The organism is Peribacillus sp. FW305-BF15 (genome assembly GCF_058783805.1).
This window is the reverse complement of record NZ_JBYSYV010000051.1, coordinates 1-11,424: the sequence shown is the minus strand read 5'-3', so window position 1 is coordinate 11,424 and position 11,424 is coordinate 1. Positions and strand designations below refer to the sequence as shown.

The following is an 11,424-nucleotide window of genomic DNA, read 5'->3' as shown; positions in this document are numbered from 1 at the left end:
GCATAACCAATCAAAATAACGACATAGTACATTTAAGTCCTTCAAAAAATTAGAATATGGTGGGCTTATTTTAGTATGGTCTCTTTCACTAATGTGTTTTCATACAAAAAAGCTGCCGCAGCAGCCTACCTAAATGATTTATTCTCCTTGAGTTCCCTCTTCACTTTTGTATTCCAAAAGATCTCCCGGCTGACAGTCCAAAGCCTTACAAATCGCTTCTAACGTGGATAGTCGAATCGCTTTTGCCTTTCCATTTTTCAATATAGAAAGGTTAGCCATCGTTATTCCAACCCTTTCCGAAAGTTCCGTTACGCTCATTTTCCTTTTAGCCAGCATCACATCAATATTGATTATTATTGCCATGTTATTCACCTCAGACTATTAAGTCATTCTCTGATTTTATATCGATGGCGTCTTGTAAAAGTCTTTGAAGGACTGCCGCAAAGACAGCAATCACCATGGGGGCAAAAATCATGACCATTCCGATTAGTACGAGACCCGGTGCGTCATCTACCTCCGCCATGATATAGACGAATGGCAGGGCCACCACATACAAGCCACTGATTGTGATGGCACATTTTTTGATTTTCTTTAGAGCTCTTACAGATAATTCCGAGAAAGCTTGGTTCTTGTCAATATAGCTTAATAGGTTAAACGATTGATACAAAGCGAAGTAAAATGGGATTGCCGACACATACATAACCATTAATAGGCCATATACCACATAAGCCAAATCTGAACCTCTTTCTGCTGCTTCATTTGCTTCATTCGCTATCTGAGGCAACAAAAATAGACACAAAGCAAGAACCGGAATGCCGATAAAAATGACAGCTACCTTTAAGAAGAGTGTTGAACTTCGTTTCATGAAAATCACCTCATTTATTTAAATGTTAATTTGAATTTAACATGTTTTTTATTGTTTCATAATAAAATATTATTGAATTTAATTACATTATTATTGTTTATACATTTATAAGACAAAAATAAAAAGCATTCCCCATTACAGAGAAATGCTCGATAGCTTGTGAAACCAACTTCCCCATTGATGGCGGCCGGATATTCAACGTTAGTCATAATAACGAAACGCCCACATCGCTAAAACGTAAAAAACGAATAACCAGTATAAAGTATGCTATTGCAACTCCCCAAATATGAGATAAACCAGGGCCTCGATTTTCAAACGGAAACCGGCAAAGATATATTCTAAACTAGGACTTGTTAATCCTCATTGGAAGAGAACGAAAACGCGGATGCTCAGCGAGTATAGAACTTCTCATCTGTTTAACGACAGGATGTTCTGACGAAAAAAACTGATCTTTTGAATTGTAATGCTCGATTAATTCCCCTTTTTCCAGTACACCCAAAGTATCAGAGATTGAATAAGCCGCTTTAATATCATGTGTAATAAAAAGATAAGATAAGCCGAAGTCTTTTTTCAACTCACTTAATAATTCTAAAATCAGTGTTTGATTAACCATATCCAGACTGCTTACGGATTCATCCAAGACGATTAACAGTGGCTTAAGAGAAATTGCTCTAGCAATATTAATTCTTTGCAATTGTCCACCGCTAAATTGGTGTGGGTATTTTTTTAAATCCTTTTCACTTAGGCCCACTCTTTCCAATAACTCAATAACCGTTCTTTTTTGTTCGGCTACGGTTAATTTTTCATAGTTTTCTAATGGCTCGCCTACAATACTTTCGGCGGTCATTCGTGGATTGACAGCTGAATATGAATCCTGAAAGACGACCTGTAGATCTCGGCGTATCTTTTGTCGAGTAAGCTTATCAGCAGTATAGATATCATGCCCTTGAAACAGAACCTGTCCTTGCTGTGGACGTTCTAAGCCAAGGATCACTTTTCCTAATGTACTTTTTCCAGCTCCACTCGTGCCAAGCAGCCCTAAACATGTTCCTTCGTCAATGGAGAGGGAAATGTCAGTGAGTACTTTTTTAGAAGGCTCTTTCCATTTAAAAAACGCATGAGCATTATAGCTATGAGTTACTGCTTTTACTTGTAATAAACTCATTTATTCACCCCTCAAAAAAATGCAGTCCATATATCACAACATATGGGTGATAGGCTCTTCATGTTTAATGCTAAGGCGGGCATTTAGCAGTTTCTTTGTATATTCATGCTGCGGATTATCAAATAGTTCATACACATTTGCTGTTTCTACAATTCTGCCATGTTGCATAACGACTACATCATCTGCCATTTCAGAAATGACGCCAAGATCATGGGAAATGAGTAAAATGGATGTTCCATATTCAGAACGGATTTTATCCAAGTGGCGAAGTACCTGTAATTGGTTATGTACGTCGAGTGCAGTCGTCGGCTCATCAGCAATAATAACGGATGGCTGTAAACATGCAGCCATCGCAATCATCACGCGTTGAAGCATACCTCCACTCAGTTGAAAAGGATAGCTTTTTAATAGTTTCGCGGGATTTGGCAGGTTTACATTTTGCATCGCTTCGATGGCAAGCTCTTTTGCTTGTTTTTTATTCAATGCGGTATGAGACCTAATCGTTTCGACAAATTGATTGCCAATCGTAAAAACAGGCGTAAATGAATTCATCGGATTTTGCATAATAAAGGCAATATCCTTGCCGCGAATTCCACGAATTTCTTTATCGTTCAAACCATTTAATTCTCGTCCTTGAAGGGTAATGCTCCCCTCAATTGTAGTTGTTTTCCGATCAAGAAGCTGTAGAATGGACATACTCGTAACGGTTTTGCCACTTCCGCTTTCCCCAACAAGGCCCAATACCTTCCCTTTTTCCAGTTCGAAATTAATGTCCTGAACGAGGGTGGATGCACCTTCCTTTGTTTGTACTTTTACATGTAGATCGCTCACTGTTAATACATTCGACCGTTCTGTTCTCAATCTTCTCATTCCTTTTTATTAACGACGTTTGACTCCAAAACGTTCTGATAGCGCTTCGCCTAATAAATTGAAGGTGACGACAACAAGCATAATCATCAAACCTGGATATAGCATTAATTCTGGATTCGTCCGAATATAGGATTTCCCTTCATGAATCATTGCTCCCCATTCTGGTGTAGGAGGCTGCACGCCCAAACCTAGAAACGACATGGCCGATATATCCATGATGGCCCAACCCATTTCTAATGTACCCATAACAGCGAGCGGTGGAAGAACATTTGGAATAATATGTTTCTTTATTATCTTCCATTGAGAAGAACCGCTTATTTTAGCTGCCGCTATATAGTTTTGTTCTTTTAGACTAAGTACCATTCCTCGGAAAATTCTCGCATAATACACCCATTGTACAAGCATCAATGCTATGATGACCTGTTTAAGGCCAGGTCCCAATATACCAACAAGTCCAAGAATGAGCAAAAGGTTCGGAAATGCCATAACACCATCACACAGTCTCATTAGCATCTGGTCCACCCATCCGCCTTTATAACCAGCAATGGTTCCGACAATCAAACCGATGCCTAAAGATGAAATAAAGATTAATGTAGCAAATCCTAACGAAATGCGAGCTCCATATAAGATGCGTGATAACGTACATCTTCCTAAATGATCCGTTCCCAATGGATACTCAAAGGAAGATGGCTGTAGTTTATTAGCTAAATTGACAGCAATAGGATCATTAGGTGCAATCCAAGGAGCCAAGATGGTGATGATAAATAGGAAGCTTAATATTATTGAACAAAGGACAATCACTTTCTGACTTCTCATCATAATACGAAGACTTGTTATCATTGACGTTGCCCTCCTTTTCTGGAGATGCGTGGGTCGATACACATTTGGATTAGGTCAACAATCAAGTTGCTAAAAATGAATAGTCCCGCAGCTAAAAGCACATAGCATTGAATGACAGGAACATCCCGATTAAAAATAGCTTCAATGAAATAACGACCGAATCCTGGCCAGGAAAAGACCGCTTCGACGATAATGGTTCCAGTCAGCAGCTTTCCTAAATTCATCCCCAGTCCAGTAATCATGGGGGATATGGCTATTCTCAATACATGTTTTCCCATAATGACTTTTTCATGAATCCCTCTTGTGCGAGCAAAAAGGACATAAGGTTCCTCTAAATTTTCTAGAACGCTAGCACGTAATAGTCGAGTATACAAAGCTATTAATGGCAAAGCTAAAGTAACGGAAGGAAGAACCAGATGTTGCCAAGTCCCGATTCCTTCGACAGGAAATAGGTCGAGTTTAACAGAAAAGAAAAAAATCAATAAATAACCAAGCCAAAAAGAAGGGATGGACGCCCCGAAAAAAGAGAGAAGGCGACTAAAATGGTCAATACCACTGTTTTTCTTTATGCCTGCCAAAAATCCAAGAGGGACACTGACCAGGATAGCTAATATGATGCTACCTAAAGCTAACTGAATGGTCGCTGGCATTCGATAGGTTACCTCTTCCCAAACAGGTTTATTCGAAAGATAAGATATGCCAAAATCAAATTGGCATATCTTAATAATAGAATTTACATATTGAACATGGAGGGGTTGATCTAAGCCAAACTCATGTCTTTTCTGAGCCAATACCTCATCTGTAGATTGGATATGTGCTGCAGATAAATATGCCTCAGCTGGGTCCACTGGTGAAAGGTGAATCATTCCAAACGTAAGAAGAGTGGCCAAGAGAAAGATGGGAATAATGGCCATAATTCGTTTCAAGATATACGTGCCCATGAAAACCCTCCTGTAACTTACTTCTCGATGCTAATTCCTGTGAATGGATGTTCATCCCTGTTAGCAGGGAATGTAAAATTAGATACATCTTTTTGGTAAACAGCTATTTTCTTAATATAAGAAATGGGCACAATCGCTCCTTGGTCTTGCAGTGATCCCAAAATAGTTGAGTAAAGTTCTTGACGTTCTTTTTCATCTGTTGTTCCAGGAACATCTGCAATTTGTTTTAACAACTCATCTCTGTTCGGATAAGATGAAATGGCTTCGTTAAAGCCAAATCCTTTTGAACCAACGACATTTACGAAAGTATGTGGATCATATGGAGCGCCATAGTTACTAAAGAAATTCAATTCAAAATCATTAGCTTTGAATCTTTCAATTTGTACCGTAAGCTCAACTCCAACGATATTCAATTTAACACCTAGTGCCGCCCACTCAGATTGTAATGTTTCGGCCATTGCTTTTTGAATCGATTCTGCAGAGTCGTACATTAACTCGATTTCAAGCGGCTTTCCGTCTTTCTCACGAACGTTTTTTCCTTTTGGAAGCTTCCATCCCGCTTCATCTAATAAAGCTTTTGCTTTTTCGACATTATAATCAATCGGTGTTACATCAATGTCTGAAGTATACGGGAAGTTTGTCGGTAAAATGAAATCTGCCTTCTCTTCCAAACCTGAAGTAACTCCGTCAACCATTGCTTTTTTATTAAATCCATATTGTAACGCTTGACGAACACGTAAATCTGAAAGTTGTTCTTTCTTCGTATTCATAACTAGTTGTCTTGTCGCAACCGGATCAGAAATACTAGTCTCATAGTTACCTGTTGTTTCTAATTGTTTGAAAGCATCCAGACTGATAGCACCTTCACCATAAATTAGGTCCAGGTCACCTTTTTCAAAAGCAAGAACACGGGTTTCCGCATCAGGAATGACCTTGACTTTGATTTTCTTAACTTTAGGGAGTTCACCCCAATAATTTTCATTGCGTTTGAAAATAGCATATTCATCTGCTTTATATTCTTCCAAAACCCATGGGCCTGTACCGACTGGTTTTGTAACACCTTTAGAAGTGTCACCATCTTTAGGGAATCCAGCATCACCTAAGAATCGGACTGGACGAACAACGGCTAACTCTTGAATAGTAGGATAATATGGCTCCTTTAATGTTAGTTTAAATGTGTTTTGGTCAATTACTTCCGTTTGATCCACTTTCGTAATAAAGCCCAACCAACTATGTAAATCAACATTTTTCAATATAGTATCAAAGTTCTTTTTCACAATTTCAGCATTAAAACTCGTACCGTCAGAAAATTTCACATCTTGACGGAGGTGGAACGTATATTCCTTCCCATCCTTGGAAATTTCCCAAGATTCAGCTAAATGCGGTTTCAGCTTACCTCCATCTTGGTAGCTGACCAAAGGTTCATATATCATTGATGTAGCAAATAATTGAGAAGGATTATAGACATGCGGATTCATTTCACCTATATCCCTCGGCCAAGCCAAAGTAAGCATGTCTTTACTGTCTTTGTTTGAAGTTGAATTTTCTTTTGATTCATTTGTACATCCAAGTAAAAGCGTTGATAGAATTAAAACGATTGCCGATATAAATAACACTTTTTTGCTGTTTCTTCGTTTTGACATAACCATTGGTGCCCCCTGTACCATATTGAGAATTATTTTCAATTGTAATGAGTAACTATATTATTGTCAATATAATGTCGAAACTCTCGAAAAATATAAATATGTTTATAAGAAAATCATATGTAGATACGTAGACCCCCAATATCCTTTTCAGCCATGAATGATGATGCTACTCCGAATATTTACACGTTCGCCCCCTTTTAAAACCGGTATTGTTCGTGAAAAGTTAGGAACCTGACCAAAATGAATTACATTCCGTCGTGAAGAAATAATTATCATTCACCTGTTTTTTGATAACACAATCATCAGTTGCAATCCTCTTAACCTTATAAGAGGATAAAACCTATAATATTATTCTGATATAATTATTTATACGTAGAAGACATCGGAAGGTGGACATTTAATCGTTGTATAGAAATGTCCCAAACGCTCTTGCTGAGAACGCCGAAACATCTATGTGTTATATGGGTTTTTTCCTTTAAATTCTTGAATGATTATTACGATACTCCATCGCGTCCCTGGACTTCGCCAGCGGTTTAATAAAAACAAAGTCATGACCCTGATTATCTTCATCAATAAATCATTAATTCCTGGGAACCGTCCATATTCCTTTTCCCTGTTTTCCAGCTGTTTTAGATATGTAGAAATTAGGTCCATAAAGTATTACGTTTGAACAAAAAATATCGAAGAAAAGACCTCCCAAAAGTTCAGTGAACTTACGAAAGGTCTCTTCCATGGTGAAATAAGATTGATTCAAAAACTGAAAGGTAGCATTTCACTAATCTCCACCTTACAGACCCCTATATTACGGGTTCAATCGATGATTACCTCATGCCGCACATTCAATTGATAATTTAAAAGGAAGTAATGGAAAACGGAGTGCAGCTGCAAACAGTCCACACTCCCCCTCGTCTGGATCGCCAAATCAACAATGGCGATATACAAAAAAATGAGAAAATGTCAGTGACACATTCCCAGTCCTTCATCACCTTCCTTTTCACAATCAAATTCCCCTTCGGTTTCATCTGAAAAATGCAAGGTGAATCTTATATGAAACCCACCACTAGTAAGGTTAAGACCAGGTTTTTATCTTATATACACATTGAGGTTTATTGGGAAAGTAGGAAAGCTTATAGAAGGCATATCTTTTATTCTAAGCTTCAACTCTCACAAAATTAATGGAAACTATCGGTATAATGACAAGCCTTGTTTGATTTTCATACCCTGTTATCGATTCAACGATTTCAATCAAACCAGATTGGCTCTTCACCAATAGACCTTCCACTAAAGTAGTGTCTGTCGCCACTTGTATATTGTGAGTGATTAGATTGTTCAGCACTTCATACATTATATTTCTTCCTCCTCAACCAGTGTTACCAGTTCTATACTTCTAATCGGGATGTATACTAAGCTATTGCCCGTTTCCCGCAATACGGCATAGTCATCCTTTACTTTAATCAATTGTCCTGTTACTCCCGAGAAATGTGTTGTGATGATAATATTTCTATTGACCAAACCTTTAAGGGACTCTTTTAATGACCGAAAATGCCCTAAGATTAAATCTGTATATAGCACGCTTTTCATCCTTTCCATATTCTTAAACTTTTCTTGCACTCTAAAGGATATGCAGTAGACAAGTTATTGACACAACTAAATAGAATATTTTGAAGAAAGGTAGAACTACCAATTTAATTATTTTGCTTGATAAGTTTCACCTTTGATACCAATTTCACATATAGTATGTCCGAGGTGATGAAAAATGTTATACGAAAGATTTCCCGGGTTAGTAAGTGTGGTCATGACTTGTCATAATGTAGCCCCATATGTTGATGACTGTTTAAATAGTATACTTAACCAAACTTATAAGAATATAGAACTTATTATAGTAAATGATTATTCTACTGATCACACTGCTGAAATGATTGATAACTGGATCAAAAAAAACAATCCTTCATTCCCAGTTGTAGTGGTGGACCTGCCCAGGAATGTTGGTTTTTCAGGGGCATTGAATACTGGTTATTATTTATCTTCTGGTGAGTATATTGCTGTACAGGATGCTGATGACCTATCTCATCCAAACCGGTTTGAAAAACAAGTGAACTTCTTAAAAACAAATCCAGACCATGTGTTGATTGGGACAAACTATAAAGTCTTTGCAGATGGTGAATTTGAAAACCAGAATAATGTACACTGGCTTAAGTATGGTCAGGATATAAAGGAAGTGTATTGGAATGGAGGGCATTGTATTTGTCATGGAACGATTTTATTCCGAGGTGTGATTTTTGATGAGTTAGGTGGCCCTACCAGAAGGATAAAGGGTGCTGAAGACTATGAATTTATTGCAAAATGTCTGAACTCCAATTACCAGATCGAAAATTTAAAAGAAGCACTCTATTATTATCGTCTCCATCCTATGCAGCGTTCCCGCGAATTTTTTGGGGAAGGCAGTAAAGAGATATGAGTGAATCTACCATGCGTGTTCTTATGACACTTGATGGAATTGATGTGGGCGGAACCGAGACACATGTTTTAAGTCTGGCTGAGGAAATGATAAATAAAGGCATAGGGATTGTCATCATAAGCAGGGGTGGTTCATTATTACAATCCTTCAGTCGATTACAATGTCCCATTTACCAAGTCCCATTCCCCTACTCTCTTCCAATTCCAGCGGATTTACAGGAGAAGTTATGTAAAGAAATCAAACAAATTATCATGACTGAAAAAATAACACTTATTCATAGCCATCAAACCCCTTCAGCTTTCTTAACCTTCCAAGCAGCAAAAGAGCTTGGTATTCCTTCAATATTTACAGTGCATGGAACTTATTATCCAAAATCCGAACTATTGCGGGTACTGCCCCTGGCAAATAAAATCATCTGTGTAAGCCCGCCAATCCAGCAATTCATACAGAAGCTTACAGATCAACCGACGATAGTCATCCCTAACGGAATAGATACCACTCGATATTCCCCATCAGACTCCTCCGATCTGAAAGTCCAGCTTGGAATCCCAAAGGATTCATTTGTTCTTTTATACAGCAGCCGAATAGCATGGACAAAGGCAAACATCTGCATGATTTTTTTGAGAGCCTGTAAAGACTTAAAGCTTTCGGACATTCCCAATTTATATGTTGTAGTTGTTGGTGACGGCCCTCGATTTAAAGAAATCAAAGACATAACGGATACAATACATCGCTCATCAACAGATAACTTCATCAATTTAGTGGGTGAAAGACTTGATTTACAGCATTATTACTCATTGGCTGACTGTGTGGTTGGAACGGGCAGGGTCGCCCTGGAGGCTATGGCCTGCGGCAAATCTGTTATCGCGGCTGGAAGCCATGGATATTTCGGTCTAGTGGAAGAACATAATTTTGAAGATGCTTGGCATTGTTATTTTGGGGACCATGACTCTCTTAAACCCTGCAGCCGCTTTACAATGGCAAATGACATTCGGTCTTCACTATCTCCACCTGACCGTCTATTAAAGGCAGGGTCGGCTTCGCGTGAATGGATGTTAAAAAAGTTTAATATTAAATTCAGTGTAGCCAATCTGCTCGAGTGTTATAAAACTCTAATTAAGGGATGAGTGTATTGAAGAAAGTATTATATATTGGCTGGATTGGTTTTGGCAACTTGGGGGACGAGTTATTATGGAACGTGTTTAAAGAGTTAAACAAGCACTATAATTACTCTACCAAGATTGAGATTGTTCCTTCCCTGCCTGGCGTGGATATCAATCATACGGAAGAATATGACACAGTTATCTTAGGTGGCGGTTCCCTATTACTCCCCGGTTATATGGCAGCACTAAAACAGGCAATAGACCTTGGAAAAGACGTTTTTATATGGGGTAGCGGCCTTGACTGGATAACTAAAGAACAGCTGGATATTATAAACTCAGGACAAACACTATCATTAGAAAAGACTTTTACAGAAAAAGATATAATCTTGTTTCGTGAGACCCTTGAAAAAGCAGCATTTGTTGGTGTAAGGGGGCCCATTACCAAGAAGGTTCTAGAGACATTTGGAATCAACAGTGACAAAATTAAACTGATTGGAGATCCCGGGATCTTGCTTAACCCGCCCGCAGTGATTAGGAAAAAGGAAAAAATAGCAGCAATAAACTGGGGTACAACATTCAACCGATTGTACGGCCAGGATGAAGCTGCTATTGAAAATGCGCTTCTTCAAGTATCCAAAAAATTAATAAAGTCAGGTTATAAAATTTTATTGTACGTTGTCTGGGGCAGTGACCGGGAGGCCTCCAAACGACTTTACGATAAATTGAATGACCCGTTGAATGTGACTTATGATCCATCACTATACTCAGAGGAAGAGCTTATTGAAAAACTCTCTGTCTGCAGTTTGAGCATTAACTTTAAACTTCACGCTAATATCCTTTCCTTAGCAGGAAATGTCCCCTGTATCGCCCTCGGATACAGATTTAAAGTATTTGATTTGTTTCAGTCACTTGGGCTGGAGAATTTAGTCGTTTCAACCGATTCCGATACACTAGCTCTCGATATTATGGAAGGGATCCGGGAAATTGAACTAAATAATGAAAAGATAATCGAACAATACAAAAATAGAAAGGAACAATTCAGTCCCTTAATAATTGAACCTATAAAAAATAATTTCACAGTAGACTAAGTTTTAGATTTCAATACCGAAATTCCAAATAGTTTCAAATATATTTTCTAAATCCTTAAAATTCACCTCCAGACACAAGTTTCGGGGGTGAGTTTTTTTCTGCGGTTAACTCCAACTGTTTTGGAATAATGAAAATGACAAAGAGGACAAACCCGAGGACAAGGAAAACCTTATTGCTTGTCCACTTCGAAAAAGCTTCAAAATTGGGCAATTGTTTCTATTACTTTGACCCAACAAGGTTTAGATGGCTTTAGTATGTAGATTTTAGAAAATTATTTGATAATTATCACTCTGAAATTGCATAACAAGAAGGCACTCCTTTTAAAAGGAGCGTTTATTAAGTATGAACATAAAAAAGCACCTGTTTAAGGTGCTCAGTTTGTAGACAAAAGGGGTTCGGAATTAAAAAATTCCGAACCCCTTTTTGAGATTCCCTTTGAATTTTTTC

12 protein-coding genes are annotated in these 11,424 nt (G+C 38.1%); 3 read left to right on the top strand and 9 right to left on the bottom strand.

From position 1 onward, the window contains the following. Positions 1-138: 138 nt before the first annotated feature. The 9 genes from AC3WLU_RS26390 to AC3WLU_RS26350 form a co-directional block, all read right to left on the bottom strand. Entirely contained in the window at positions 139-363 is a 225-nt protein-coding gene (locus tag AC3WLU_RS26390) for a helix-turn-helix domain-containing protein (protein WP_057276524.1), read from the bottom strand. A 10-nt stretch (positions 364-373) separates the two neighbouring features. Then, entirely contained in the window at positions 374-865 is a 492-nt protein-coding gene (locus tag AC3WLU_RS26385) for a DUF2975 domain-containing protein (RefSeq protein ID WP_492598198.1), read from the bottom strand. Positions 866-1,208: 343 nt separating this feature from the next. Further along, entirely contained in the window at positions 1,209-2,030 is an 822-nt protein-coding gene (gene nikE / locus AC3WLU_RS26380) for a nickel import ATP-binding protein NikE (protein WP_492598197.1), read from the bottom strand. Between the two features lie 33 nt (positions 2,031-2,063). Next, a complete protein-coding gene (gene nikD, locus AC3WLU_RS26375; RefSeq protein ID WP_063574462.1) occupies positions 2,064-2,891 on the bottom strand; it encodes a nickel import ATP-binding protein NikD in 828 nt (275 codons plus the stop codon). A gap of 18 nt (positions 2,892-2,909) precedes the next feature. Then, positions 2,910-3,740: a nickel ABC transporter permease subunit NikC gene (nikC, locus tag AC3WLU_RS26370; RefSeq protein ID WP_063574463.1), complete on the bottom strand. Its 831-nt coding sequence runs from the start codon at positions 3,738-3,740 to the stop codon at positions 2,910-2,912. Further along, positions 3,737-4,681 carry a nickel ABC transporter permease subunit NikB gene (gene nikB, locus AC3WLU_RS26365; protein WP_492598196.1) on the bottom strand — a complete coding sequence of 315 codons (945 nt, stop codon included), beginning with the start codon at positions 4,679-4,681 and terminating at the stop codon, positions 3,737-3,739. Before nikB ends, nikC begins: the two co-directional genes overlap by 4 nt. 17 nt (positions 4,682-4,698) lie before the next feature. After that, positions 4,699-6,324 carry a nickel ABC transporter substrate-binding protein gene (gene nikA / locus AC3WLU_RS26360; protein WP_492598195.1) on the bottom strand — a complete coding sequence of 542 codons (1,626 nt, stop codon included), beginning with the start codon at positions 6,322-6,324 and terminating at the stop codon, positions 4,699-4,701. 1,153 nt (positions 6,325-7,477) lie between these two features. Then, positions 7,478-7,672, bottom strand: coding sequence for a hypothetical protein (locus AC3WLU_RS26355; RefSeq protein WP_098865399.1), 195 nt, complete (start codon positions 7,670-7,672; stop codon positions 7,478-7,480). Then, positions 7,672-7,899 carry a DUF2642 domain-containing protein gene (locus AC3WLU_RS26350; protein ID WP_098865398.1) on the bottom strand — a complete coding sequence of 76 codons (228 nt, stop codon included), beginning with the start codon at positions 7,897-7,899 and terminating at the stop codon, positions 7,672-7,674. Before AC3WLU_RS26350 ends, AC3WLU_RS26355 begins: the two co-directional genes overlap by 1 nt. Positions 7,900-8,083: 184 nt before the next feature. Here AC3WLU_RS26350 and AC3WLU_RS26345 point away from each other — a divergent pair, with 184 nt between their 5' ends. From AC3WLU_RS26345 to AC3WLU_RS26335, 3 genes are read left to right on the top strand one after another with little or no spacing between them, the layout of a single operon-like run. Next, positions 8,084-8,785, top strand: a complete 702-nt coding sequence (locus AC3WLU_RS26345) for a glycosyltransferase family 2 protein (protein WP_440440133.1) — start codon at positions 8,084-8,086, stop codon at positions 8,783-8,785. Then, entirely contained in the window at positions 8,782-9,912 is a 1,131-nt protein-coding gene (locus AC3WLU_RS26340) for a glycosyltransferase (protein WP_492598194.1), read from the top strand. The genes AC3WLU_RS26345 and AC3WLU_RS26340 overlap by 4 nt, the downstream gene beginning before the upstream one ends. Positions 9,913-9,917: 5 nt before the next feature. Next, on the top strand, positions 9,918-10,976 hold the full coding sequence (locus AC3WLU_RS26335) for a polysaccharide pyruvyl transferase family protein (RefSeq protein ID WP_440440132.1): 1,059 nt from the start codon (positions 9,918-9,920) through the stop codon (positions 10,974-10,976). Positions 10,977-11,424 lie beyond the last annotated feature (448 nt).

Excerpts from the sequence above, each read along its gene's own strand:
- nikB (WP_492598196.1), bottom strand. The coding sequence starts at position 4,681 with ATGGGCACGTATATCTTGAAACGAATTATGGCCATTATTCCCATCTTT.
- AC3WLU_RS26385 (WP_492598198.1), bottom strand. The coding sequence starts at position 865 with ATGAAACGAAGTTCAACACTCTTCTTAAAGGTAGCTGTCATTTTTATC.
- AC3WLU_RS26390 (WP_057276524.1), bottom strand. The coding sequence starts at position 363 with ATGGCAATAATAATCAATATTGATGTGATGCTGGCTAAAAGGAAAATG.
- nikE (WP_492598197.1), bottom strand. The coding sequence starts at position 2,030 with ATGAGTTTATTACAAGTAAAAGCAGTAACTCATAGCTATAATGCTCAT.
- nikC (WP_063574463.1), bottom strand. The coding sequence starts at position 3,740 with ATGATAACAAGTCTTCGTATTATGATGAGAAGTCAGAAAGTGATTGTC.
- nikA (WP_492598195.1), bottom strand. The coding sequence starts at position 6,324 with ATGTCAAAACGAAGAAACAGCAAAAAAGTGTTATTTATATCGGCAATC.
- AC3WLU_RS26345 (WP_440440133.1), top strand. The coding sequence starts at position 8,084 with ATGTTATACGAAAGATTTCCCGGGTTAGTAAGTGTGGTCATGACTTGT.
- AC3WLU_RS26340 (WP_492598194.1), top strand. The coding sequence starts at position 8,782 with ATGAGTGAATCTACCATGCGTGTTCTTATGACACTTGATGGAATTGAT.
- AC3WLU_RS26355 (WP_098865399.1), bottom strand. The coding sequence starts at position 7,672 with ATGTATGAAGTGCTGAACAATCTAATCACTCACAATATACAAGTGGCG.